Origin of the sequence: Streptomyces sp. Z26 (genome assembly GCF_003665095.1) — a bacterium.
Taxonomy (GTDB): Bacteria; Actinomycetota; Actinomycetes; order Streptomycetales; family Streptomycetaceae; genus Streptomyces; species Streptomyces phytohabitans.
In genome coordinates this window covers 3535057-3559173 of record NZ_RCHV01000002.1, presented here as the reverse complement: position 1 = coordinate 3559173, position 24117 = coordinate 3535057, and the positions used below count along the sequence as shown (strand labels likewise).

Here is a 24117-nt window from a genome sequence, read left to right as displayed (position 1 = left end):
TCACTGGTCGCCGTAGAGGTATCCCCTGTATACCTAGTAGTGGAAAGACACTTCAACGAAACCAGGTACCGCGAAGGAGACCGGCATGCCGAGGCTGCCACTCGACGACGACGGGCGCCGCCTGCTCGACCAGCTCTTCGACAAGTGGTCGCTGCTGGTGCTCGACGCGCTCTGCGAACAGCCCCGGCGCTTCAACGAGTTGCGGCAGCTCCTCCCCGCCGTGACGCCCAAGTCGCTGACCGCGTGCCTACGGCGGCTGGAGCGCAACGGCATGGTCGAACGCGTCGTCCTGTCCACGGAACCGGTCGCCGTCGAGTACCGCGTCACCCCGCTCGCCCGCGGCCTCCAGGCGCCGTTGCAGACGATGCTGACCTGGATCTCCGACCACCTCGCCACGGTCGAGACGGCCCGCACCACGTACGACACCCGCCGCGCGCACCCGCCGCACTGAGCCCCGCCGCTACTCCGGTGCGGCGTCCGGGTCCGTGTCCGACGCCAGCAGGTCGTGGACGCGGCGCAGGACGTCGAGTTGGGCCGCGTTGTAGTAGCCCACCAGCGCCCGCGCGACGACCGATTCCGTGAGCGCCTTCCCCCGGCGCGACGACGCCTCCAGGTCCCGCAGGAACGGGTGGTTGCGCTGCTGTTCGCGCACCTCGGGCGCGAGGTGCCGCGCGACCCGTTCCCGTACGTCCTCCGGCGCGTCCTCCGGCAGCTCCTCGAACTCGGCGGCCACCCCGCCACGCGGACCCGCCGCCCCCTCCCGGACCACGGACATCGCCGCCGGGGTGAGGAAGCTGGAGTAGACGAGCAGCAGGTCCCGTTGGGGCCCCGGCAGCGGTTCGGCGGACGACGCGAGGTCCGCGGGCAGGTCGAGGGGAGCGCGGCGGTCGAGTACGGCGGCGAGTTCGCGCCGTACGCGCTGCTGGCGTTCGATGCTCGCGGCCAGTTCCGCGTCGAGGGCGCGCAGGATCTGTTCCGCGTCCCCGTCGGCGGCCTCGACCGCGGGGATGTCCGCGAGCGGCACGCCGAGGTCGACGAGCCTGCGGATGCGCAGCAGCCGGGCGAGGTGCTCGACGCCGTAGCGCTTGTAGCCGTTGGGCGCGCGTTCCGGCTCGGCCAGCAGGCCGACGCGGTGGTAGTGGCGGACGGTCTTCAGCGTCGTACCGGCGAGTTCGGCAAGCTGGCTCGTGCTCCAGGCCACCCCGGCGCCCCCGTCCTTCCCGTACGTGCCGTACGTGCCGTACGTGCCCTACGTCCCGCCGGGCACCCGCCCGGCTCTCCCCCTGGAGGCCCATTCAAGACCGTGCCCTCGGGGCACGGTCAACACCGTTCCGCGCACGGGCGGGGCGTTCGGGTTGACCATGCCCCGAGGGCACGGAATGCCATGGTCCGCGACGGCAACCGCGAGACCCGTTCGGAGACCGGAACATGAGACGACAAGGCACCCTCGCCCGAAGTCTGGCCGTGGCGGCCGTACTCGGCCTCGGCGGCTCCACGTACGCCGTGCACGCCGCCGCGGACGGTACGGACGACGCGCGCGTGGACTGGGGCGCCTGCCCGAAGGAGGTGGTCGCGGAGGCGGCCCCCACCGTGCTGCGGTGCGCCACCGTGCCCGTACCGGTCGACTACGCCGACCCCGACGGCGAACGGATCGACCTCACCGTCTCCCGCCTGGCCAGCACCGACCCCGGCAAGCGGCGCGGCACGCTCATGCTCAACCCGGGCGGCCCCGGCGGCTCGGGACTCGCCCAGCCCGCGCTGCTGGCCTCCCGCGGCATCCCCGCCGACGTCCTCGACAGCTACGACCTGATCGGCATGGACACGCGCGGCGTCGGCCACTCGGGCAAGGTCGGCTGCGGGTTCACGCTGGACGGCCCGTACACCGCCAACATCCCGCCGTACGCCGTCGACGACGCGGCCGTCACCGCGCGCGCGAAGGTCGCGAAACAGGCCGCCGAGCAGTGCGCCCGCCACGACGAGAAGGGCCTGCTGCCCCACCTCACCACCGCGAACACCGCCCGCGACCTGGACCGGATACGGGCCGCCCTGGGCGAGGAGCGGACCAGCTACCTCGGCTACTCGTACGGCACCGCGCTGGGCGCCGCGTACGCCTCGATGTTCCCCGAACGCTCCGACCGCGTCGTCCTCGACAGCAACCTCGGCGACACCCACCTCACCCGCGACGGCCTGCGCCGCTACGCCCAGGGCGTCGAGGAGGCGTTCCCCGACTTCGCCGCGTGGGCGGCGGCCCGGCACGGCAGTTACGGGCTGGGGCGTACGGCCGGGGAGGTGCGCCGGACGTACGTGGCGCTGGCCGCGCGGCTCGACGAGGAGCCGGTGGGCGGATTCGACGGCGGGTTGCTGCGGCAGTACGTCTTCGGGCAGCTGTTCCAGGAGACGCAGTACCCCAAACTGGCGCAGCAGTTGCAGGACCTGCGCGCGGGGGAGCCGGAGGGGGCAGCGGCGGACGGGGCCGCGGGGGCGGCGGGGCCCGAGGTCGACAACCCGCTGGCGGTGTTCGCGGCGGTCACCTGCAACGACGTCAAGTGGCCCCGCGACGTGGACACGTACCGCAAGGCCGTCGCCGAGGACCGCGCACGCCACCCGCTGTTCGGCGCCGCCGCCGCCAACATCACACCGTGCGCCTACTGGCCGTACGCCCCGGCCGAACCGCCCGTGGCCGTCGACGACGACGGCCCGCGCAACATCCTCGTCGTCCAGAACCAGCGCGACGTGTCGACCCCGCACGACGGCGGCAAGCTGATGCGGCAGAAGTTCGCGCACCGCTCCCGCCTGCTCAGCGTGGACGACACGGGCCACGGCGCGTACGTCCTGGGCGACAACTCCTGCGCCTTGAACACCACTTCGCGCTACCTGGTCGACGGCACGATGCCGAAGCGCGACACGCTCTGCCGCGCGGACTGACGTACGTCAGCCGCGACCCGTACGGCACCGACAGAGCCCCGGAGTTCAGGCGCGGCGGCGGGAGGCGGTCACCACGAGCGTGTCGGCGGTACGCGGACCGCGCTCGGCCGCCGGCACCGTGTCGACGCCGACGTCGACGAACCCGGCCTCCTCAAGTGCCTTGGCCCACACGTGGCCTTGGAGAACCCAACGGCGCATCGTGGTCGCGTCGCCCTCCGGGGTCTTCGCGGGGATGTCCGCGTGCGCGACGTCGGTCCGGGCGGGTGTCCCGTTCAGGTAGTGGCCCAGGGTGGAGAAGACCAGCCGCCCACCGGGGCGCAGCGCGGACACGGCAGTCGGCAGCAGTACGTACGGGTCGGTGAAGCAGACGGCACCGAAGACGCTGTAGAGCACGTCGTAAGAGGAGGGCCGCGCGCGCAGGTGCTCCACCACGTCCGCGTGGACGATACGGAGTTGCGGCGCGAGGTGTGCGTACCGGCCCGTGGCCATGGCGTGCTGGGCCGGTGAGGCGTCGATCGCGTCGATGCGGGCGGGCCGGTGGTGGACCGCCAGGTACGCGGCGTGCCGGGCGGCTCCGGCCCCGAGATCGGCGGCGGTCCGCCCGGCCAGGTCCTGGAGGAGTTCCGGACCGGGCCCGCCGCGCTGGCTCCAGGCCCAGCGGAAGGAGTCAGGAACGGCACGTTCATGGTCGGCGCGGCTGCGGCCGTAGTGGTGCCATAGGTCTGCGGTAGTACCTGTCACCCGCCTCATCCTGACGGGCGCGGCCCGGCACCGGGCACCGCTTCAGCAAACGTCACCCTGCCTTCGGGGCCTCGACCGATGTGGCCGAGGCCCCGTACCGGCTGGGACGGGTCAATGTGAGCTGTTGCCGGGATGGCACGGACCGCACTCAGCTGCGTCCGCCCACAGGGTCAGGTCGACCTCCCAGCCATCGGCCGCGACGCGGTGTGCCGTCTTCATCACCGAACCGTCGTTCTTCACAGCGACCTTGGGTACGTGGTGCAGGAAGTGCCCGGCGTTGAAGCGGTCGCACAGTTCGGCGTAGGCCACGGTGTCAAGGATGATTGTGTGCACCCCGATGTCGACAAGCTTGCTGGGGGCGAGACCCAGCTTCTCTCCTCGGTGCTCCATCGCGGTCAGGAGGTAGGCGTAGCCCTGCCCCAGGACACGGGCTGCCATGATCGAGTCGTACGGGTAGTCGCGCATGAGGAGCCCGACCTGCTTGTCCCACAAGCAGGTCGGCACCACGTCGCGCACGAGCCGGGCCGGGCCGGTCGTGGAGTCGGCCGTCGAGGGAAACGCAGCTGTGGTTGCCATGAGTTGCCTCCGATGAACGGGGCCTCGGCGATCGAGGCTGTCCATCCAGCACAGCGCGCGATGCGGTCTAGCGGCGACCAATTACCATGCCGTGCAACGAGTTTGCACATTGTGCAAACGGTCTCGACCGAGGTGTCCAGCGCCCGTACCGTGAAGGAACCCGGTCGTGTGGCGTGGGAGTGGCCGATGCCTACTGACCCGCTCTGGTCCACTTCGAAAGTGTGTGAGTTAGCCGAACAGCGGCGGCCAGGCGCGTTGATCCGGCTCGGCCGTGAGAACCGTGGATGGACGCTGGCCGCGCTCGGGGCTCGGCTGGGATGTTCACCTGCCACGGTTTCCCGGCTGGAGCGCAGGACTCGGATCATCGACCTGACACTCATTCACCGGGCGGCTCGCGAAGTCGGCGTGCCGCGACACGTCCTGATGGCGTCGCTCGCGCCACCCTCCGCCGGAGCCCGGCTGGCCACTAGAGTGACGGCCAGTCTGCGTGACGCCGAGGAGGACCCCATGCGCCGCCGTACGCTGCTCACCGCCTCGGCGGCCGCCGGACCGGCTGCCTTACTGACGGGCCTGGACGAAGCGTTGGCCAGCACGCCGGGTCCGACACGGAGTGCCAGCCCGCTGGATGCCCGCGCGGCGATGGCGCAAGAGTTGTACGACAGGGGCGCCCACCAGCACCTTCTTTCCGCTCTTCCTGGTCTCATCGCTGACGGCCACTCCGCTGCCCTGTCCCGACGCGACCTCGACCAGGCCCGGCTTTCCTCCATCTACAGTCTCGCTTCCGCCGTGCTGGTAAAGATGGGCGCTTACGGCCGAGCTCGGTCCACGGCGGATCGGGCCCGCACCTGGGCGGAGGTATCCGGGTCCCCTCTCGCAGCGGCGGCTGCCGCGCGGGAATGGGCAATCGTGCTCCGTCACCACAACCAACACGCCGACGCACAGCGGGTCATGACCTCAGCGGCTGCGGATGTGGAGGCCACGGGTTTGCACACCGAGGTGTATACCGCGGCATACGCGCAGATGTTGAGCACCCTGGCGTACACAGCCGCGCGCGGTGGTCAGCGAAGCGAAGCGCTGTCCATGGCCGAGGAAGCACGAATTGCGGCCCGCCGCCTCCCTCCGGTGGCGTCGACAGGCCGCCTCTTCAACGTCACTCCAGCTGCGGTCGACCTCTACGCCGTCAGCATTCATTGGGCGCTGGGAGACGCGGGCGCGGCACTGGAGTCCGGAAAAGACCTGAAGCCCGAGCAGTTCCCCACCGCCGAGCGGAAGGCCCGCCTGGGCACGGATATGGCGCGGGCATGGTGGGCATGGCAACGACCCGAGCAGGCTGTCCACGCCCTGCTCGACGCCTACCGGGCAAGTCCTGGCGAGGTGAGGGACCGGCCTGCGATCCGGCAAATCGTCACTGACCTGACCGAGCGACATCCGCGCATCGCCGGAGTACGCGAACTGCACGCGGCAGTGGCCCAACCTTCCTAACGCGTCACAGCGCCTCATGACCATCGCGTTGCTCCGCACCTCCGCGACCGCGTAGGCATCCTGGCTTGGGCATTCAGGTCGGCCGCACGACTGCGGTCAGCTGGACCAACCCGTACCGCCGACACAAGCCCGTGAGTTGGGAAGGTCACCCCGAGCGTCCGTGCCATCCGCCCGAATCGGGAGCTGGCCGTATCCCAGCAACGGTCAAGCCGCCACCGGGTCTGTCGAGTCCTTCGAACGGTGCACCGCCCTCCGCGGCGACGACGAGACGTGCGGCCTCTACGCCGACCACCCGCCCCCGCACTCCTGGGACGTCCACGACCCCTCCCGCGACGCGGTCCTGGACGAGATCACCACCGACCCCGAACGCTGGGGCCTCCCACCCGACCCGCTCCAGGAGCCCTAGGCTGCGGCCATGCTGCGACTCGGATTCCCCGTCCTCGGCGTCACGGACCTTCCCCGCGCGGTGGCGTTCTGGACGGCGGCGCTGGGTCTCGTCGCCACCGAGGAGTGGCGGAGCGAGACGTGGCGGACGCTCGACCACGCCGACGGCTCCGGCCGGGCGCTGGCGCTGATGCGCAGCGACTCGCCCCCGGAACCGCGCCCCCGCCTGCACCTGGACCTGCTCACGGAGACGGGGGACGAACAGCGCGCGGAGGTACGGCGGTTGGTGGGGCTCGGTGCCCGTACGGTCGACTGGCAGCTGTACCCGCCCGAGCCCGACTTCGTCGTCCTCGCCGACCCGGACGGCAACGTCTTCTGCGTCGTGGACCTCAGCCGCGCCCCCAGCGGGAGCGGCGGACCGGGCGCCTGAACGCCCGGCCCACCGTGCCGCCCGACGACCGTCAACGGGCAACGGTCAGCGGTGCAGGGCGAGTTGGAGGGTGCCGGTGCTCGCGCCGCCGCCGCAGTCGGGGGAACCCGCGGTGAAGTACGCGCGGCCGTCCAGCGCCGCCGCGCCGAAGCCGTGGCGGCTGCCCGGCAGGCCCGCGACCGTGTCCCAGCGGCCCGCGCGCGGGTCGTAGACGGTGACGTCGCCGTACGTTCCGCCGCCAGCGCCCGTACCGCCGCCACCGCCCTCACCCGTACCGTCGTCGGCGCCCGGTCGGCACTCGCCGCCCGCGTACACGAGTCGCCCGTCGAGCACCACGGCCGCCCCCGCCGACCGGGCGACGGGCAGCGGTGCGGCCCGTGACCAGGTGCGGCGGGCGGCGTCGTACACGTCGTGCCGGGTCAGGTTGTCGACGATGTCCTCCACCCGGCCGCCGACGACGTGCACCCGGCCGCCGAGTACGGCCACCCCGGCGTGGTCCCGGGCGTCGCCGGGGAGCGGGGGCGCGGGCGCGTACGTGCGGCGCCGCGGGTCGTACACGTGGTGGCTGCGTACGGTCCCCATCCCCAGTGACACCGGCGAACCCGGCGGGGTCACCACCCGCCGCGAGTCCCGGCCGCCCAGCAGGTGCAGCCTTCCGCCGACGGCCGCCACCCCGACCGAACCGAGCGCCTCGGGCATGTCCGGCAGCCGGTGCCAGCGGTCGCGGCGCGGGTCGTAGACGTACGCGTCGGGCTGCGGGTTCAGGTGCACGGCGGTGGTGAAGCCGCCGAACGCGTACAGCCGCCCGTCCAGCGCGGCCACGCCGACGTGCGTCAACGGCCTTGGCAGCGGGGCGCGTTCGGTCCAGCGGTCGCGGCGGGGGTCGTACGCGTGCACGGTGGTCGTGGCCCACACGGGTGCCTCGCCGTCGCGCTGCGTGGTGCCGCCCACCACGTACACGCGACCGCCCAGCGCCGCCACCGCGACCTCCGCCCGCGCCACCGGCAGGGGGTTCCGCGTCCGCCAACGTGCCCGCAACGGGCGTGCGCCCGGCGGGACTTCGGACGCACGCGCGGGTGTCGCGGCCGGGCGGAACGGTACGGTCGCGGCCCCGGCCGCCAGTACGCCGCCCGCCGCCAGCGCCCGGACGACCCCGCGCCGCCGGGGGCCGGGTCCCGGCTCGCCGCGTTCCTCGTGCGCGGTCCTCATCACGGCATCAGCCCTCTCGGTCGTACGGTTCGTGGTTCGCGTGCCGCGGGTGGTCGGCCGTGCGTCGCGCACGGCCCGCACCCTGCGGGAACGGCCTCCCCACCGGCCCGTGCCCACGGCCCGATTCCACCGCCCGCCCGCACGCGCTGTCCAAGACTTCTTCCGGGCCACCGATACCCGGCGGGTATCGTGTGCCGATGGACCTGCGGCTGCTGCGCTACTTCGTCGCCGTGGCCGAGGAGTTGCACTTCGGCCGCGCCGCCACCCGCCTGCACATCCGGCAGCCGCCGCTCAGCCGGGCGATCCGGAACCTCGAAACCGACCTGGGCGTCACGCTGTTCGACCGCACCCCGGCCGGGGTGGCACTGACGCCCGCCGGGGCCGTACTCCTCGACGAGGCGCGCGCACTGCTGGAACACGCCGCCCGCACCCGTACGCGCCTCACCGCGCTCTCCGGCCCGGCCGTCCTCACCCTCGGGGTGCTCGGCGACGGCGACTCGGGCGGCCGCACCCCGCACCTCGTGGACGCGTTCCGCCGCCGGCACCCCCGGGTGGAGGTGCGCGTACGCGAGGCCGATCTCACCGACCCCACCTGCGGGTTGGCGGCAGGGCGCGTCGATGTCGCGCTCACCCGCGGCCCGTTCGACGAGACCGGGCTACGGGTCGCCACCCTCGGCACCGACCCGGTGGCCGCGCTGCTGCGCGCCGACGACCCGCTGGCCGTACGGTCCCGCCTCGCCCTCGCCGACCTGTCCGCGCGCCGGTGGTTCCGCTTCCCGGACGGCACCGACGCGCGGTGGCAGTCGTACTGGAACGGCGGCGAGCCGCGTACCGGCCCCCTCGTACGGGCGGTCACGGAATGCCGCCAGGCGGTGCTCTGGAACGGGACGGTCGGCCTGGCCCCGCTCGACCACGTACCGGCCGAGGGCCTCGTACTGGTGCCACTGACCGACCTGCCGCCCAGCCCCCGCGTGGTGGCCTGCGCGAAGGGCGAACAGCGGGCGTACGTACGGTCGTTCGTGGCCCTCACGGAAGCCACGCTCCGGGAGCCCTGACCCGGCCGGGGGGCCGGGCGGGTCACGGGAACCGGGAGCGGACGCGCCTAGAACCAGCTCTGGAAGCGGCTGCTGTTGCAGGAGAAGGTCCGCAAGCCGTAAGCGGCGCTGTGGTCGAGGCACTTGCCCGTCGCCTGGTTGCGCAACTCGATGGTGCCGTCGTTCCATCGTTTGACGTACCAGCTCTGGAACGTCTCGGAGTTGCAGTCGAACATGCGCAGGCCGTAGGCGGCGCTGTCGTCGAGGCACTTCCCGCTGAAGCGGCTCTGGAGCCGTCGCGTTCCGTCATTCCAGACGTGCACGTTCCAACTCTCCACGCCGGGCGGCGAACCGTTGCAGGCGGAGGCGTAGGGGCCGCCGAATCCCGCCGACAGGCACTGCCCCGTCTCCTGGTTCCTGAACGTGTTGACCGCGTCCGACGACGCCGCCTGCCCCTGCGGTGCCAACGCGACGGGCAACGCGAGTCCCATCACGGCCGTGACGGCCGCCCCGCACATCCCTCTTCGCATCAAGTCCCCCCAGACTTCACTGCCTTGTCCGGTCTCTCCGGCGCTCCCTCATCACGTTAGGGAGGCCGGGCGGGGAGGAGGCCAGGATTCGAGCACGCTCGAATCCTCGTGGCCGCTGCGGGTTCGGATGCCTGCCAGGGCATCGTCAGGCGGCCTCGACGGCGGAGATCCGGTACCGGCTCACCTCCGCCGAACGGACCTGCGCCGCCTGCTCCGCCTCCGGGCCCGCCCCACGGAAGCGGGCGAGGGCCTCGTCGGTCTCCCAACGCTCGTACACGTTGATCCGGTCCGGCTCCACCGGGTCGGCGGACAGCGCGAAGTCGAGGCAGCCGGCGGTGGCCCGCGCCTGCGCGACCACCGCCGCGCACCCGGCGACGTACGTGTCGCGGGCGGCGGCGTCCACCCGCAGGTGCCCGGCGATGACGATCACGGCGTTCCTCCCCTTCGCGGCCCGCGCGCCCGGAGCGGCGGCGCGGCGTACAGGGGCAGACGTTGGAGACGCGCGGAACTCATCGGTCGCGCGCCCCGCGCCGGACCCTTCGGTCCTCAAGTGGTCGGCAGGCCGAGGGCCTTGAGCAGCCCGGGCTGGACCTCCGCGCCGTCGAGGGCGTCGGCGAGGCGCAGCGCGTGCTCCGCGATCGCCAGGTCCCGAGGCACGTCGGGAACGGATTCACCGATGTCCCGTAGGAAGGCCGCCACCCGGTCCCAGTCGTAGAACACGGTCCCCTCCACGGCCACGGGGTCGGGGAACCCGGGCTCCCGGGACAAGGCCCCCAGCGCCCGCGCGCCGAGCCCGCTGCGCTGAGCGGCCTCGTCGAGCGTCACGGTGGCGGGCAGGGACACACCGACGGCGCGCAGCCCGTCGACGAGCCGGATGCGACGTACGGCTTCAGCGACCGCGTCCAGGAGCGTCGGAGCCTCGATGTCGCAGTTCAGCGTGTGCAGCGGAACCGGGTCGACGGCGTGCGGGTGAGCGTCGGGGGCGTCGGGGGCGAGGGTGTACGAGATCGCACCGTCCGCGAGGGCGTCGCAGTGGTCGAACGCGTCGGCCTGCTCGTGCGTGACGGGCTGCTTGAGCAGGACGCCGAAATTCCATTCCACCTCGTGGCCTCCCTAGTGGCTGTGGGCGTGGACGAAGCGATCGATCTTCTTCGCTTCGTTGCACAGCGGCGCAAGAGCGCAAGGGTGGGGGGAGAGGCGCGCCGACGCTGGCATGCGCCCCTCCCGATCCGGTCCGACTCGATCGGGTCGGCGGACAACGCGCGGAACTCATCGGCCGCGACGGGAGCACCCCGGCCCGCCGGGCCCGTACTGCCGGAACCCTCCCCTGTGGGGTTCCGGCAGTACGGGCCGGACATGGGCGCGGCCCCGGCCCCGCGTACTAGCTGAGGGACGCGAGCGAGCCCGCGTCGTACGGGGCGAGTTCGTCGAGGCGGCCCGCGAGGACCTTCGCGGCCCACGTCGGGTCCTGGAGCAGCGAACGGCCGACGGCGACGAGGTCGAACTCGTCCGCCTCCAGGCGCTCCACGAGGTCGTCCAGACCGCGGACGCTGGAGTCGTCCCCCAGGAACGCGCTGATGAAGTCGCCGTTCAGGCCGACGGAGCCGACCGTCACCGTGGGCAGCCCGGTGAGCTTTCTCGCCCAGCCCGCCAGGTTGAGCGCGGAGCCGTCGAACTCCGGCTTCCAGTACCGCCGCGTCGAGGCGTGGAAGGCGTCCACCCCGGCCGCCGCGAGCGGGGCGAGCAGCGCCTCCAACTCCTGCGGGCTGTGCGCCAGTCGAGCGTCGTACGCGTCCTGCTTCCACTGCGAGAAGCGGAACAGGACCGGGAAGGAGGGCGCGACCCGTTCCCGTACGGCCGCCACGACCTCGACCGCGAACCGCGTACGCGCCGTGGCGTCGCCGCCGTAGGCGTCCGTACGCCGGTTGGTGTGCTCCCACAGGAACTGGTCCAGCAAGTAGCCGTGCGCGCCGTGCAGTTCGACACCGTCGAAGCCGAGGCGCTCCGCCTCGGCCGCCGCCTCCGCGAAGGCGCCGATCACGTCGTCCAGGTCGGAACGGGTCATCGCGCGCCCCGTCTCCTTTCCGACGATCCGCACCCCGGACGGCCCCATGGCGGGCGCGTCCGCGAACGGCGGGTCACCGTCGTTGCGCACCATCCCGACGTGCCACAGCTGCGGCACGATCCTGCCGCCCGCCGCGTGCACCGTCTCGGCCACCCGCCGCCAGCCCGCGAGCTGCTCCTCACCGTGGAACCGCGGCACCCGGTCGCCCTGCGCGGCCGACGGGTGACCGACGAACGTGCCCTCGGTGATCACGAGCCCGACTCCGGCGGCGGCGCGGCGACCGTAGTACGACGCGACGTCGGCACCGGGAACCCCGTTCGGCGAGAACATACGGGTCATCGGGGCCATCGCGATCCGGTTGGGGATCTTCAGACCTTGATCACGGCGGGACGGGAGAAGGTTGCGGCAGCACGTTCGGCTATCGAGGTGGCGGTGGTCATGACGACTCCTCAACTGACGGAAGGTGGTGCTGGGTCGATGCGCGGGGTGAATCCCCGGGAAACCCAGCGGCAGCGCGGTGCGATGACTCGGAGGAGGTGAATACCTTTCCCGGTACGGCGTTTTCCGGTACGGCGTTGTCGCGGCAAGGCGTTGTCGCGTTAAGGCACTCGGCGCACCTTAGGACACTCCGACAGCACTGTCTCCCGAATACTTCCCTCCGGAATCAGGCGCCTGTCATAGCGCAGATCCGGTAATCCGGAACTGCGCTACGGCAGTTCCGGATAACACGCAGGGAAAAGCGGAAGTGCACTGCGGCAGTTCCGGTCGTGTCCTAGGCCAGTTCGCACCACGGGCCATTTTTCCGCCACCGTGACGGACGTACGAGAGTGGGCGAGAACACACCCGGACGTGCCCGATCGACCCTCGGGGCAGGAGTGTTGAGTGGCCAGGCGGGGTCTCGGCGCCCACCTGCGGGCCGGGAGAGAAGGCGGAACGGGCGCGGAGAGGGGAAAGCGGAACGGCGGTTACCGGAATTCGCCGTCAGCCCACTCATCCGCCGTCATCCGCCAGACGACCTCGGTGCCCACTTCACCCGGCGCGGTGGGCCCTTCGGGCTTTTCCGCACGCGCGACCTCGGTGAATCCCGCGCGGTGCGCGACGGCGCCGCTGGCCGAATTGGCGGCGTCGTGGTGGATCTCGATACGGTCGACATCCGCCAACCGGAATCCCTGGCCCACGAGAAGCCGCACTGCCGTCGTCGCCACACCCTGCCCGCACCAACCGGGGTGGAGCCAATAGCCGATTTCCAGCCCGCCCGCCCCGATACGGCGCATGAGACCGCAACTGCCGACCACCGTGGAATCCACGCGGATCGCGTAGTCGTACGTCTGCCCGGTCGTCCATTCCTCCCGCTTGCGCGCGAGGAACTCGGCGGTGTTCCGGCGGCTGTGGTCGGCCGCCCACGGCATCCACGGCAGGAGGTGGTCCCGTGACTCGCGGATCGCCCGGTCCAGCGCGTCGAGGTCGCTCACGCGCCACTGGCGCAGCTCCACGCGTTCCGAGGTGAGGAGTTCGGCGGGCTCGTCCATGCTCCGGATGCTGCCGCAGTCCGGGCGGGCCGACAAACGCATTCCCGGCAGCCGGGTGCCGCACGCGGTGCCCGAGGCGGGATCAGCGCTTCACGCGGCTGCGGAGACGTTCGGCATGCTCCCCCACCCGTACCCCCGGCAGCCGACCGGTGCGGTCGTCGGATCAGCGTCGTGGCCGCAGTACTGCCAGTCCGGCGGAGCTGCGGGACGGGTGTCCGGGCGTAAGGGGGTCATGCCTCAAGGACGTGCGGCGGGCGCGAGCAGTTGCCGGGCGGGTACGGGGCGTTGCCCCCGTACCCGCCCCAACGGGCCACCGCCGGGCGGCCGTTCACCCTTCGGCCGGGTGCTCCTCCGCGTGCTGCCGTCCCCGGTGCGTCACCCGGAACGTCAGCCCGGCCCGTACGAGGCGGCGCGTCAGGGCGTCGCCCATCGCGGCCGCCGTCGTGGTCTGGCCGGACGTGGGCGGGAGGTCGGGGTCGAAGGCGAGGCAGAGGGCCGATTCGGCGAGGATCTTCGCCGTCTCGTCGTAGCCCGGATCGCCGCCCGCGACCTCCGTGGCGACGCGCTGCCCACCGCCCACGCCGAGGAACCGTACGGAGAACGTGCTGCGCGCCCGTCGTTCCTCGCTGGGTCCCTCACCGGGGGGCGTACGGGCGGACAGCCAGCGCCGCGCGGGCGGTACCTGGGCCAGCGCGAGCAGGCCCGCGGCGCCCGCGACGGCGCCGAGGGCGACGGGGAGGGTGCCCATGGCGGCGAACTGGCGGTAGCGGAAGTCCGGACCGTAACGGTCCAGGGCGGCGGCCGAACGGCCCACGATCCGCGGGTCGATGGTCGGCATCGGTACGCCCCACGCGTCGAGGAGCGCGGTGTGCCGCAGCCCGCCGGGCGGTGTGCTGACGCGGCGGTCGGGGTCGGGCGGGCCCTCGGCGCGGCGGCGGTCGCGGGCCGCCTTGAGCATCTGCGGCCCGCGCGACATGGCGCCGAGCGCGGAGGCGAACGTACCGCCGGAGAACGCGGCGTCGGTGCGTACGTAGCCGTCGACGTGGAGGGGTACGCCCGCGGGCAGTTGCCGCACGGTGTAGAGCACGCCGAGGTCGTACGGGACGGAGTCGAAGCCGCACGCGTGCAGCAGTCGGGCGCCGGTGCGGCGGGCGGTCTCGTGGTGCCGCAGGTACATGGCGTCCACGAACTCCGGTTCGCCGGACAGGTCGACGTAGTCGGTGCCGTTCTCGGCGCAGGCGGCGACGAGGGGTTCGCCGTAGCGGAGGTACGGGCCGACGGTGCTGATGACGACCTTCGCGTCCGCCGCGATGCGGTGGAGGGACGCCGGGTCGTCCACGTCGGCGTGGAGCAGGGGGAGTTCGGGTTCGGTGGCGTCCGGCGGGCGGAGGGCGGCCAGTTCGTCGCGTATGGCGGCCAGCTTCGTACGGTCGCGTCCGGCGAGCGCCCACTGGCAGCCGGGCGGGGCGTGCCGGTCGAGGTAGCGGGCGGTGAGGCGGCCGGTGAATCCGGTGGCGCCGAAGAGGACGACGTCGTAGCGCGGGTGGCGGGCAGCCTCCTCGCCGGTCACCGCCTCGCCGTGCGGAGTCGCGTCGTCGTGGGGGGTCGTCGGGTCGTCGTGCGGCATGCGGGCTCCTTCGCCCGCCGACGGCGTACGGGGCGCGTACGGGTCGGGCGGGCCGTGGCCGTACGCACCGGGCGTACGGGGTCGTACGGTTCAGGCGCGGGCGGGGCGTCGCCGCCCCCGCCGGGGCGACGATACGCCGCACCCCGCGCGCGGGAGCGCGACACGGCCTGGCCACGGACGAAGACCTCCAGGCCGCGCCGCACCCCGCGCGCGGGAGCGCGACGCCGCGCGCGGTCGCGCCGCGAACCCCCGCCGCGAACCCCGCGCCCCGCCCGCGCGTACGGCCCCGCCCCGGCGGCGCGTCAGCCCTCGGCGCCCTCGGCCTCGCCCTCCAGGTCGGCCTCCGCCTCCAGCAGCACGTCGCGCAGCGCCTGCACCATCGCCGGGTCGGGTTCGGCCCACATGCCGCGCGACTCCGCCTCCAGGAGGCGTTCCGCGATGCCGTGCAGCGCCCACGGGTTGGCCCGCTGGAGGAAGTCGCGGTTGACGGGGTCGAGGACGTACGTCTCGGTGAGCTTGTCGTACATCCAGTCGGCGACGACGCCCGTCGTGGCGTCGTACCCGAAGAGGTAGTCGACGGTGGCCGCCAGCTCGAACGCGCCCTTGTACCCGTGCCGCCGCATCGCCTCGATCCAGCGCGGGTTGACCACGCGCGCGCGGAAGACGCGGGACGTCTCCTCGACGAGGCTGCGGGTGCGGACGGTCTCGGGGCGCGTGGAGTCACCGATGTACGCCTCGGGGGCGGTGCCCTTCAGCGCGCGGACGGTGGCGACCATCCCGCCGTGGTACTGGAAGTAGTCGTCCGAGTCCGCGATGTCGTGCTCGCGCGTGTCGGTGTTCTTCGCGGCGACGGCGATCCGCGCGTACGCGGTCTCCATCTCCTCGCGGGCGGGCGTCCCTTCGAGGCCGCGGCCGTACGCGTAGCCGCCCCACACCGTGTAGACCTCCGCGAGGTCGGCGTCCGTACGCCAGTCGCGGCTGTCGATGAGCTGGAGCAGGCCCGCGCCGTACGTGCCCGGCCGGGAGCCGAAGATACGGGTCGTGGCGCGCCGTTCGTCGCCGTGCTCGGCCAGGTCGGCCTGGGTGTGGGCGCGCACGAAGTTCCGCTCCGGCGGCTCGTCCAGGGACGCGGCGAGCCGTACGGCGTCGTCCAGCAGCCCGACGACGTGCGGGAACGCGTCGCGGAAGAAGCCGGAGATGCGCAGCGTCACGTCGACGCGCGGTCGCCCCAACTCCTCGTACGGCACCGGCTCGACGCCCGTCACGCGGCGCGACGCGTCGTCCCACACGGGCCGTACGCCGAGCAGCGCCAGCGCCTCCGCGATGTCGTCGCCCGCCGTGCGCATGGCACTGGTGCCCCAGAGGGACAGGCCGACGGAGGTGGGCCAGTCGGCGTTGTCGTCGCGGTAGCGCTGGAGGAGGGAGTCCGCGAGGGCCTGGCCGGTCTCCCAGGCGAGCCGGGAGGGGACGGCCTTGGGGTCGACGGAGTAGAAGTTGCGGCCGGTCGGCAGCACGTTGACGAGGCCGCGCAGGGGCGAGCCGGACGGACCGGCGGGGACGGCGCCGCCGCCGAGGGCGCGTACGGCGTGGTCGATCTCGTCGGTGGTCGCGGCGAGCCGCGGTACGACCTCGCGGGCGGCGAACTCCAGGACGGCGGCGACCTGTTCGGGCTGGGCGCCGGACCCGGCCGGATCACCCGGGGAGGACGGCCCAGCGGACCCGGCCGGATCACCGGACCCGGACGGGCCGCCCGGCACGCGCGCCGCCACGACCCCGGCGACCGCGCCCGGGTCCCAGCCCGCGTCCTCCATGGCCTGGACGAGGTCCCGCGCCCGTTCCTCCGCCTCGTCCGCGCCCGTACGGGTCGCCGCGGACTCGTCGAGGCCGAGGGCTTCGCGCAGGCCGGGCAGGGCGGCCGTACCGCCCCAGATCTGGCGGGCGCGCAGGATGGCCAGCACCAGGTTGACGCGTTCGGGACCGGTGGGGGCGCCGCCGAGGACGTGCAGGCCGTCGCGGATCTGCGCGTCCTTGATCTCGCACAGCCAGCCGTCGACGTGCAGCAGGAAGTCGTCGAATCCGTCGTCGTCGGGCCGGTCCTCCAGGCCCAGGTCGTGGTCGAGCTTCGCGGCCTGGATGAGCGTCCAGATCTGCGCCCGTACGGCCGGGAGCTTCGCCGGGTCCATGGCGGCGATCTGGGCGTGCTCGTCGAGGAGTTGCTCCAGGCGCGCGATGTCGCCGTAGCTGTCGGCGCGGGCCATCGGCGGCACCAGGTGGTCGACGAGGGTGGCGTGCACGCGGCGCTTCGCCTGGGTGCCCTCGCCGGGGTCGTTGACGAGGAACGGGTACACCAGCGGCAGGTCACCGAGCGCCGCGTCGGGGGCGCAGGCGGCGGACAGGCCCGCGTTCTTGCCGGGCAGCCACTCCAGGTTGCCGTGCTTGCCGAGGTGGATCATCGCGTCCGCGCCGAAACCGCCGTCCGCGCGGGGGGCGGCGATCCAGCGGTACGCGGCGAGGTAGTGGTGCGAGGGCGGCAGGTCGGGGTCGTGGTAGATCGCGATGGGGTTCTCGCCGAAGCCGCGCGGCGGCTGGATGAGGATCAGCAGGTTCCCGCGGCGGAGGGCGGCGAGCACGATGTCGCCCTCCGGGTTGCGGCTGCGGTCCACGAACATCTCGCCGGGCGGCGGGCCCCAGTGCTCCTCGACGGCGTCGCGGAGGGCGGCGGGCAGCGTCGCGAACCAGCGCGCGTAGTCGGCGGCCGGGACACGTACCGGATTACGGGCCAACTGCTCCTCGGTGAGCCAGTCCTGGTCGTGGCCGCCCGCTTCGATGAGGGCGCGGATCAGCTCGTCGCCGTCGCCCGACTCCAGGCCGGGGACGGGGAGTTCGGTGTCGTCGGTCGCGTCGGCCCGTTCCGGCCCGAAGTCGTGGCCGTCGGCACGCAGGCGGCGCAGCAGCGCCACGGCGCTGGCGGGGGTGTCGAGGCCGACGGCGTTGCCGATGCGGGAGTGCTTCGTCGGGTACGCGGACAGCACCAGCGCCAGCCGCTTCTCCGCCGCCGGGACGTGCCGCAGACGGCCGTGGCGTACGGCCAACCCGGCGACGCGGGCGGCGCGTTCGGGGTCGGGGACGTACGCGGGGAGGCCGTCCTCGTCGATCTCCTTGAACGAGAACGGCACCGTGATCAGCCGCCCGTCGAACTCGGGCACCGCGATCTGCGTCGCCGCGTCCAACGGCGAGACGCCCTCGTCGTTCTCCTCCCAGGCGGCGCGCGAACTCGTCAGGCAGAGCGCCTGGAGCACCGGCACGTCCAGCCCGGCGAGCGCGCCCGCGTCCCACGACTCGTCGTCGCCGCCCGCCGACGCCTCCGCGGGGCGGGTGCCGCCCGCGGCGAGGACGGTGGTGAGGACGGCGTCGGCCGGGCGGAGGGCCTCGACCAGCTCGGGTTCGGGGGTGCGCAGCGACGCCACGTACAGCGGCAGCGGGCGGCCGCCCGCGTCCTCGACGGCGGCGCACAGGGCCTCGACGAAGGCGGTGTTGCCGCTCATGTGGTGGGCGCGGTAATAGAGCACGGCGACGGTGGGGACGACGGTCTCGCCCCGGCCCGTACCGCCGTCGCCCGGCGCGGGTTCCGTCGTCCGCGCGGTGCGCTCCAACTGGCCCCAGGTGGGCGCGGGCGCGGGCGGCTCGAAGCCGTGGCCGGTGAGCAGCACCGTGTCGGAGAGGAAGCGGGCCAGCTGCTCCAGGTTGGCGGGGCCGCCGTGCGCGAGGTACGCGTGGGCCTCGGCCGCGATGCCGACGGGGACGGTGGAGGACTCCATCAGCTGCGCGTCGGGGGCCTGTTCACCGGTGAGCACGACGACGGGCAGGCCCGTCGCGAGCAGCCGGTCCAACCCGTCCTGCCAGGCGCGTACGCCGCCGAGGAGCCGTACGACGACCAGTTCGGCGCCGTCCAGGAGGGCGGTGAGGTCGTCGGGACGGCCGTCGCTCCCGCCGTCGAGGGCGATGCGGGAGGGGTTCGCGAAGCGGTACGGGACCGGGCCCTGCGCGGCACGCGCGCTCAACAGGTCGGTGTCGGAGGTCGACAGGAGCAGCAGCATGCGGCGTCTGGCCTTCCTCGGGGTGTCCACGCCCCGGGCGGTGTCATGGGCTGTCCCCGGCTCGGCGCGGACGGCACCGGGCGGGGAAGGTGCGGGAGTTCCTGACTCACCCGGCCGACCGCTCCGGGTTCACAGTGGCGGGACCGCGCCGGAATCGCACCGGGCTTCCTCCCCTGCCGCCGTCTCCGGCGGTGGCGGACCGGAAGGCCCGCCACCGGCATCGTAGCCGCCGGGGTCCGCGCGCGGACCAGGGCCGGAGGGGCCGGTACGGGGGGTGGCGGGGGTGCGGGACGGGCGCGGGGCGGGTGCCGTACGGGGGCCGGGGCGGGGCCGTACGCGGGGTCGATCGCGGCACGGGGCGCGGGGAGGTGCGCGCGGGGCGGGCGGCGAGATCCGGACCGTACGGGTCCGGACATGGTCGGTATGCTCGCCGCCATGTCCGCCGTCCCCACCCCGTCCGCACCCCGGGAGCCCGCCTCCCGCCGGGAGCGCGACGACGCCTGCCCGGGGACGTTGCGACTGCACACGGCGGACGACGGCGCGCTCGCCCGCGTACGGATACCCGGCGGCCTGCTCACGGCCACGCAGGCGGACGCGCTGGCGGACGCGGCGGACCGGCTCGGTGACGGTGCGCTGCACCTCACCTCGCGCGGCAACGTACAGCTGCGCGGCCTCGGTCGCGGGGACACGGGCGGGCTCGGCGGTGACGCCGGGAGCAACGGGTGCGGTCGCGAACTCGCCGACACCCTCGCGGAGATCGGACTCCTCCCCTCCGCCCGCCACGAACGCGTCCGCAACATCGTCGCCTCCCCCCTCTCCGGCCTCGACGGCCGCGGGCACCTCGACGTCGCCCCCTGGGTACGGGAGCTGGACCGGCTGCTGTGCGCGAGCGCGGCGGCGGCCGGGCTGTCGGGCCGCTTCCTCTTCGCGTGCGACGACGGCCGGGGCGACGTGGCGGCGCTCGGCGCGGACGTGACACTTGTCGCACGGGACGCGGAAACCGCCGAGCTGCGGATCGACGGCGTGAGTCCGGACACACCCTCGGGGCAGGGGGACGGGCTGGGGCACGGACCGGGCCGGGACGAGCCGGGTGGCACGGCCGTCCTCCACGTATCCGCCGCCGAGGCCCCCCGCGCCGCCCTCCTCGCCGCCGAACTCTTCCTCGCCGCCGTCCGCGACGGCGGCACCCCCTGCTGGCGCGTACGCGAACTGCCCGGCGCCGCCGCCCTCATGGCCCGTGGCGTCACCCGACGCCTGCGCACCGCAAGGGAGTTGGCGGAACCGCACACCCAAGTCGCCCCGGACGCCGTACGGGAGCCCGGCGCCGCCCCCGGCCTGCACCCCGCCCCGGACAGCGCACCCGGCACCCGTACGGCACGCGCCGCCCGTACCGCCCTGTGCGTCACCGCGCCCCTCGGCCGCCTCACCACCGACCAGTGGCGGCGGCTCGCCGCGACCGCCGCGCGCGACGGGGACGGCCGGCTGCGCGTCACCCCGTGGCGCGGCGTCGTCGTACCGGGCCTGCCCGGCGCCCCGTCCCGTACGGCGCCGGACCGGCTCGCGGAGCTGGCCGACGCCGGGCTGGTCACCGGCCCGTACGCGCCCCTGGCCGGGGTCGGGGCCTGCGCCGGGCGGCCGGGGTGCGCCAAGTCCCGTACGGACGTGCGCGGTCACGCCGTACGCGCGGCCGACGCCGAACCCGCCGAACCCTCCGGGGCCCGCGCGCTGCCCGTCCACTGGTCGGGGTGCGAGCGCCGCTGCGGCCACCCGCAGGGCGGCGCCTGGGTGGACGTCGTCGCCACCCCGGGCGGCTACGACGTCACCGTCGTGGGTGGCCCCGTACGCGCCCCGGCCGCCACCGCCGTGACCGACCCGGCGCGGCTCGCCGCGGCCGTCGCGGCGGCCCGTACGACGGGCCCGCCCCCGTGACCACCGCCCACCCCGTGGAACCCACCGACCCCACCGACCCCGCCCACCCCGCACCGGCCGCGGACCCCCGACGGGCCGCGCACCCCACCGAGATGAGCGAACCACCCATGCCGTACCAGGACCCGCCCCTCCGCCACGAGTACGAGAAGGACGGCGCCGCGATCTACCGGCAGTCCTTCGCCACCATCCGGGCGGAGGCCGACCTCGCCGGGCTGCCCGCCGACGTCGCGCAGGTCGCGGTGCGGATGATCCACGCGTGCGGCATGGTCGACCTGGTACGCGACCTCGGGTACGCGCCCGGCGTGGTGGCCGCCGCCCGGCAGGCGCTGCGCGACGGCGCGCCGCTGCTGTGCGACGCGGCGATGGTCGCCAGCGGCGTCACCCGCAAGCGGCTGCCCGCCGACAACGACGTGGTGTGCACCCTCAACGACCCGTCCGTGCCCGCCCTCGCCGCCGAACTCGGCACCACCCGCAGCGCCGCCGCCCTGGAGCTGTGGCCCGACCGCATGGCGGGCGCGGTGGTCGCGATCGGCAACGCGCCGACCGCCCTCTTCCGCCTCCTCGAACTGATCGACGCGGGAGCCCCGCGCCCCGCCGCCGTGATCGGCGTGCCCGTCGGCTTCGTCGGCGCCGCCGAGTCGAAGGACGCCCTCGCGGCCCACCCCGCGGGCGTGCCGCACCTCGTCGTACGGGGTCGCCGCGGTGGCAGCGCCATGGCGGCGGCGGCGCTCAACGCGATCGCGAGCGAGGAGGAGTGAGCGCGCACGGGACCCCGCCGGGGGCGGCGGGCACGGGAAGCGGCAGCGGCAGCGGCAGCGGCAGCGGCACGGGAAGCGGCGGCACGAACAGCGGCGGTACGGGAAGCGGCGGTACGGGCTCCGGGCGGCTGTACGGCGTCGGGCTCGGGCCCGGCGACCCGTCGCTGATGACCGTGCGCGCCGTACGGGCCATCGAGCAGGCGGACGTGATCGCGTACCACAGCGCGCGCCACGGCCGTTCCATCGCCCGCGCCATCGCCGCCGAGCACCTGCGCCCCGACCACGTCGAGGAGGCGCTGGTCTACCCGGTCACCACCGAGGGCACCGACCATCCCGGCGGCTACCGGGGCGCGTTGGAGGAGTTCTACACCGAGGCGGCGGCCCGCCTCGCCGCGCACCTCGACGCCGGGCGGACGGTCGCGGTGCTCGCCGAGGGCGATCCGCTGTTCTACGGCTCGTACATGCACATGCACAAACGGCTGGCCGACCGCTACCCGACCGAGGTCATCCCCGGCGTCACCTCCGTGAGCGCCGCCGCCGCCCGGCTGGGCACGCCCCTGGTCGAGGCCGAGGAGGTGCTGACGATCCTTCCCGGCACGCTGCCGGAGGAGGAGTTGACGGCGCGGCTGGCCGGTACGGACACGGCGGTGGTGATGAAGCTGGGCCGTACGTTCCCCGACGTGCGGCGGGCGTTGGAGCGCGCCGGGCGCCTGGACGACGCCCTGTACGTGGAACGGGCCACGATGGCCGGGGAACGCACCGGGCGGCTCGCGGACACGGACCCCGGCTCGGTGCCGTACTTCTCCGTCGCCGTCCTGCCCAGCCGCCTCACCGACGCGCCACCGCGGCAGGCGGCGGACGACCGGACCGAGGCAGCGCCGGACGACGACGCGGCAATCCGCCGACCCGCCACCGCCGGTGGGGAGTTGGTCGTCGTGGGCACCGGGCCCGCCGGTCCGCTGTGGCTCACCCCCGAGACGCGCGGCGCGCTGGCGGCGGCCGACGAACTCGTCGGCTACACCACGTACTTGGACCGCGTCCCCGTACGCCCCGGGCAGCGGCGGCACGGCTCCGACAACAAGGTGGAGTCGGAACGCGCCGAGTTCGCCCTCGAACTCGCCCGGCGCGGCGCCCGCGTGGCCGTCGTCTCCGGCGGCGACCCGGGGGTGTTCGCCATGGCGACGGCCGTGTTGGAGGTCGCGGTGCAGGACGCGTACGCGGACGTACCCGTACGGGTGCTGCCCGGCGTGACCGCCGCCCACGCCGCCGCCGCGCGCGCGGGCGCCCCGCTCGGGCACGACTACGCCGCGCTGTCCCTCTCCGACCGGCTCAAGCCGTGGGAGGTCATCGAACGCCGCCTGCACGCCGTCGCCGCCGCGGACCTGGCGGTGGCGCTCTACAACCCCGGTTCCCGCAGCCGCGGTTGGCAGGTCGGCAAGGCACGCGAACTGCTGCTGGAACACCGCGCCCCCGACACCCCCGTCGTCGTGGCGCGCGACGTGGGCGGCCCGGAGGAGTCCGTACGGACCGTGCGGCTGGCCGAACTCGACCCGGCGCAGGTCGACATGCGCACCATCCTGCTCGTCGGCTCGTCGCAGACCCGGGTGACGCGACGCGGCGACGGCACGGAGACGGTCTGGACCCCGCGCCGCTACCCGGCGGACGGCGGCCCGACGGGCGGCTGACGGGCGGACGGCACACAGGCGTACGAGCGTACGGGCGTACGGGCGTACGGGCGTACGGCACCGGCGGCGTACGGGCGCCGGGGCCGAGCGGGCCGGGAACGGCGTCAGGCCGCCGCCGCCACCGGCAGCCGGTCCAGCGCCGCCTGGCTGCCGTCGTCCGCCGCGCGGCAGATCATCAGCCGCTGGTCGGTGTTCCGGAGCGGCATCAGCACCTCGAAGTGCACGGCGAGCGGCCCGACTTCGGGGTGCCGCATGGCCTTGCTGCCCCGCCCGTTGGCGCGCACGTCCCGTTCGGCCCACAGCCGCGCGAACTCCTCGTCCCGCTCGGAGAGTTCGGCGACCAGCCCGGCGAGCACGCGGTCGTCGGGATGCGCGGCCCACGCCGTACGCAGATGCGCGACCCCCTCCCGTACGACGCGCGCGCGGTCGACGTACAGGCCGCGGGTCGGCGGGTGGGCGAGGCACAGCCACATCGCGTTGCGCCGCGCGGGCGGCAGCGTGCCGAAGTCGACGAGCAGGGACGCCATCCGGTCGTTCCAGGCGAGGATGTCGTAGCGGTGGTTCATCACCATGGCCGGGAGCGGTGACAGGTCCGCGACGAGCCGGGCGAGGGGCGGCGCGGCCGTGGTCGTGGCGGGCCCCTCGGGGTCGCGGGGCCGGTGCCGGGTGAGGTCGTAGAGGTACGCGCGCTCCTCCGGCGTCAGCCGCAGCGCGCGGGCGAGCGCCTCGACCACGTCCGCCGAGGGCCGCAGCCCGCGGGCCTGCTCCAGCCGTACGACGTAGTCGACGCTGACCCCGGCCAGCTCCGCGACCTCCTCCCGGCGCAGCCCCGGGGTGCGGCGGGAACGGCCGTGCGGCGGCAGGCCTACGTCCGCCGGGTCGAGGCGTTCGCGCCGTCCCCGGAGGAACGCGGCCAGCTCACGCGCCGTGTCCACGGCGGGCGCCGCCCCGGCGGGTCCGGCGGTCACGGCCGTTCCGGGCGGCACAGCGGGGCCTTCGTCGTGGCCGGAGGGTCCTTCGTCATGGCCGGTCCAACAGCGAGGGTGGGACCGGTGTTCCCAGGAAGCGGCTTCCCTTACCCCCCACCCCACGGCGGCCGGAGTGTGGTGCCCGGCA

At 74.1% G+C, this 24117-nt stretch carries 20 protein-coding genes, 1 pseudogene and 1 riboswitch; of the genes and pseudogenes, 9 read left to right on the top strand and 12 right to left on the bottom strand.

Annotated elements, in window-relative coordinates; translation table 11 throughout:
• The first annotated feature begins 85 nt into the window (after window positions 1-85).
• Window positions 86-451 carry a helix-turn-helix domain-containing protein gene (locus D7M15_RS15845; protein ID WP_121518111.1) on the top strand — a complete coding sequence of 122 codons (366 nt, stop codon included), beginning with the start codon at window positions 86-88 and terminating at the stop codon, window positions 449-451.
• Window positions 452-460: 9 nt separating this feature from the next.
• Here D7M15_RS15845 and D7M15_RS15840 read toward each other — a convergent pair whose 3' ends face one another.
• The gene (locus D7M15_RS15840; RefSeq protein WP_121518110.1) at window positions 461-1201 is read right to left on the bottom strand and encodes a MerR family transcriptional regulator; all 741 of its coding nucleotides are present in this window, start codon (window positions 1199-1201) and stop codon (window positions 461-463) included.
• Window positions 1202-1428: 227 nt separating this feature from the next.
• Here D7M15_RS15840 and D7M15_RS15835 point away from each other — a divergent pair, with 227 nt between their 5' ends.
• Window positions 1429-2925 carry an alpha/beta hydrolase gene (locus tag D7M15_RS15835; RefSeq protein WP_121518109.1) on the top strand — a complete coding sequence of 499 codons (1497 nt, stop codon included), beginning with the start codon at window positions 1429-1431 and terminating at the stop codon, window positions 2923-2925.
• Window positions 2926-2970: 45 nt separating this feature from the next.
• Here D7M15_RS15835 and D7M15_RS15830 read toward each other — a convergent pair whose 3' ends face one another.
• Together D7M15_RS15830 and D7M15_RS15825 are read right to left on the bottom strand one after the other, a co-directional pair.
• Window positions 2971-3666, bottom strand: coding sequence for a class I SAM-dependent methyltransferase (locus D7M15_RS15830; protein WP_240649328.1), 696 nt, complete (start codon window positions 3664-3666; stop codon window positions 2971-2973).
• Between the two features lie 111 nt (window positions 3667-3777).
• Window positions 3778-4242: a hypothetical protein gene (locus D7M15_RS15825; RefSeq protein WP_121518107.1), complete on the bottom strand. Its 465-nt coding sequence runs from the start codon at window positions 4240-4242 to the stop codon at window positions 3778-3780.
• 186 nt (window positions 4243-4428) lie between these two features.
• Between D7M15_RS15825 and D7M15_RS15820 the strand changes: the two genes are divergently transcribed.
• From D7M15_RS15820 to D7M15_RS15810, 3 genes are all read left to right on the top strand, one after another.
• The gene (locus tag D7M15_RS15820) at window positions 4429-5724 is read left to right on the top strand and encodes a helix-turn-helix transcriptional regulator (RefSeq protein ID WP_121520850.1); all 1296 of its coding nucleotides are present in this window, start codon (window positions 4429-4431) and stop codon (window positions 5722-5724) included.
• A 160-nt stretch (window positions 5725-5884) separates the two neighbouring features.
• Window positions 5885-6130 carry a hypothetical protein gene (locus D7M15_RS15815; protein WP_121518106.1) on the top strand — a complete coding sequence of 82 codons (246 nt, stop codon included), beginning with the start codon at window positions 5885-5887 and terminating at the stop codon, window positions 6128-6130.
• Window positions 6131-6139: 9 nt separating this feature from the next.
• Complete coding sequence (locus D7M15_RS15810; RefSeq protein ID WP_121518105.1) at window positions 6140-6538, top strand: VOC family protein; 399 nt, start codon at window positions 6140-6142, stop codon at window positions 6536-6538.
• 45 nt (window positions 6539-6583) lie between these two features.
• Here D7M15_RS15810 and D7M15_RS15805 read toward each other — a convergent pair whose 3' ends face one another.
• Window positions 6584-7747, bottom strand: coding sequence for a kelch-like protein (locus tag D7M15_RS15805; RefSeq protein WP_121518104.1), 1164 nt, complete (start codon window positions 7745-7747; stop codon window positions 6584-6586).
• 197 nt (window positions 7748-7944) lie between these two features.
• Between D7M15_RS15805 and D7M15_RS15800 the strand changes: the two genes are divergently transcribed.
• The gene (locus D7M15_RS15800) at window positions 7945-8802 is read left to right on the top strand and encodes a LysR substrate-binding domain-containing protein (protein ID WP_121518103.1); all 858 of its coding nucleotides are present in this window, start codon (window positions 7945-7947) and stop codon (window positions 8800-8802) included.
• A gap of 47 nt (window positions 8803-8849) precedes the next feature.
• Here the strand turns inward: D7M15_RS15800 and D7M15_RS15795 are convergent, their stop codons facing one another.
• The 7 genes and pseudogenes from D7M15_RS15795 to cobN form a co-directional block, all read right to left on the bottom strand.
• Complete coding sequence (locus D7M15_RS15795; RefSeq protein WP_121518102.1) at window positions 8850-9311, bottom strand: RICIN domain-containing protein; 462 nt, start codon at window positions 9309-9311, stop codon at window positions 8850-8852.
• A 145-nt stretch (window positions 9312-9456) separates the two neighbouring features.
• Entirely contained in the window at window positions 9457-9741 is a 285-nt protein-coding gene (locus D7M15_RS15790; protein WP_121518101.1) for an antibiotic biosynthesis monooxygenase family protein, read from the bottom strand.
• A gap of 116 nt (window positions 9742-9857) precedes the next feature.
• Entirely contained in the window at window positions 9858-10412 is a 555-nt protein-coding gene (locus tag D7M15_RS15785; protein WP_121518100.1) for a hypothetical protein, read from the bottom strand.
• A 280-nt stretch (window positions 10413-10692) separates the two neighbouring features.
• Window positions 10693-11816, bottom strand: a pseudogene (locus tag D7M15_RS15780) (NADH:flavin oxidoreductase).
• 525 nt (window positions 11817-12341) lie between these two features.
• A complete protein-coding gene (locus D7M15_RS15775) occupies window positions 12342-12905 on the bottom strand; it encodes a GNAT family protein (RefSeq protein ID WP_121518099.1) in 564 nt (187 codons plus the stop codon).
• 328 nt (window positions 12906-13233) lie between these two features.
• Window positions 13234-14532 carry a saccharopine dehydrogenase NADP-binding domain-containing protein gene (locus tag D7M15_RS15770; protein WP_121518098.1) on the bottom strand — a complete coding sequence of 433 codons (1299 nt, stop codon included), beginning with the start codon at window positions 14530-14532 and terminating at the stop codon, window positions 13234-13236.
• A gap of 302 nt (window positions 14533-14834) precedes the next feature.
• Window positions 14835-18629: a cobaltochelatase subunit CobN gene (gene cobN, locus D7M15_RS15765; protein WP_121518097.1), complete on the bottom strand. Its 3795-nt coding sequence runs from the start codon at window positions 18627-18629 to the stop codon at window positions 14835-14837.
• Between the two features lie 95 nt (window positions 18630-18724).
• Window positions 18725-18800: riboswitch (cobalamin riboswitch) on the bottom strand.
• A 264-nt stretch (window positions 18801-19064) separates the two neighbouring features.
• Between cobN and D7M15_RS15760 the strand changes: the two genes are divergently transcribed.
• The 3 genes from D7M15_RS15760 to D7M15_RS15750 all read left to right on the top strand — a co-directional run bounded on the left by D7M15_RS15760 (window position 19065) and on the right by D7M15_RS15750 (window position 23001).
• Window positions 19065-20558 carry a hypothetical protein gene (locus tag D7M15_RS15760; protein WP_240649327.1) on the top strand — a complete coding sequence of 498 codons (1494 nt, stop codon included), beginning with the start codon at window positions 19065-19067 and terminating at the stop codon, window positions 20556-20558.
• A 107-nt stretch (window positions 20559-20665) separates the two neighbouring features.
• A complete protein-coding gene (locus D7M15_RS15755) occupies window positions 20666-21316 on the top strand; it encodes a precorrin-8X methylmutase (protein WP_121520848.1) in 651 nt (216 codons plus the stop codon).
• Window positions 21317-21444: 128 nt separating this feature from the next.
• Complete coding sequence (locus D7M15_RS15750) at window positions 21445-23001, top strand: precorrin-2 C(20)-methyltransferase (protein ID WP_240649666.1); 1557 nt, start codon at window positions 21445-21447, stop codon at window positions 22999-23001.
• A 104-nt stretch (window positions 23002-23105) separates the two neighbouring features.
• Here the strand turns inward: D7M15_RS15750 and D7M15_RS15745 are convergent, their stop codons facing one another.
• Window positions 23106-23969 (bottom strand): helix-turn-helix transcriptional regulator, encoded by an 864-nt coding sequence (locus D7M15_RS15745; RefSeq protein ID WP_240649326.1) that lies wholly within the window; start codon window positions 23967-23969, stop codon window positions 23106-23108.
• Between the last annotated feature and the right edge of the window lie 148 nt (window positions 23970-24117).

Coding starts and splice junctions, on each gene's coding strand:
- cobN (WP_121518097.1), bottom strand. CDS start 18,629: ATGCTGCTGCTCCTGTCGACCTCCGACACCGACCTGTTGAGCGCGCGT.
- D7M15_RS15770 (WP_121518098.1), bottom strand. CDS start 14,532: ATGCCGCACGACGACCCGACGACCCCCCACGACGACGCGACTCCGCAC.
- D7M15_RS15805 (WP_121518104.1), bottom strand. CDS start 7,747: ATGAGGACCGCGCACGAGGAACGCGGCGAGCCGGGACCCGGCCCCCGG.
- D7M15_RS15845 (WP_121518111.1), top strand. CDS start 86: ATGCCGAGGCTGCCACTCGACGACGACGGGCGCCGCCTGCTCGACCAG.
- D7M15_RS15820 (WP_121520850.1), top strand. CDS start 4,429: ATGCCTACTGACCCGCTCTGGTCCACTTCGAAAGTGTGTGAGTTAGCC.
- D7M15_RS15760 (WP_240649327.1), top strand. CDS start 19,065: ATGTCCGCCGTCCCCACCCCGTCCGCACCCCGGGAGCCCGCCTCCCGC.
- D7M15_RS15835 (WP_121518109.1), top strand. CDS start 1,429: ATGAGACGACAAGGCACCCTCGCCCGAAGTCTGGCCGTGGCGGCCGTA.
- D7M15_RS15755 (WP_121520848.1), top strand. CDS start 20,666: ATGCCGTACCAGGACCCGCCCCTCCGCCACGAGTACGAGAAGGACGGC.
- D7M15_RS15775 (WP_121518099.1), bottom strand. CDS start 12,905: ATGGACGAGCCCGCCGAACTCCTCACCTCGGAACGCGTGGAGCTGCGC.
- D7M15_RS15800 (WP_121518103.1), top strand. CDS start 7,945: ATGGACCTGCGGCTGCTGCGCTACTTCGTCGCCGTGGCCGAGGAGTTG.
- D7M15_RS15795 (WP_121518102.1), bottom strand. CDS start 9,311: ATGCGAAGAGGGATGTGCGGGGCGGCCGTCACGGCCGTGATGGGACTC.
- D7M15_RS15810 (WP_121518105.1), top strand. CDS start 6,140: ATGCTGCGACTCGGATTCCCCGTCCTCGGCGTCACGGACCTTCCCCGC.
- D7M15_RS15825 (WP_121518107.1), bottom strand. CDS start 4,242: ATGGCAACCACAGCTGCGTTTCCCTCGACGGCCGACTCCACGACCGGC.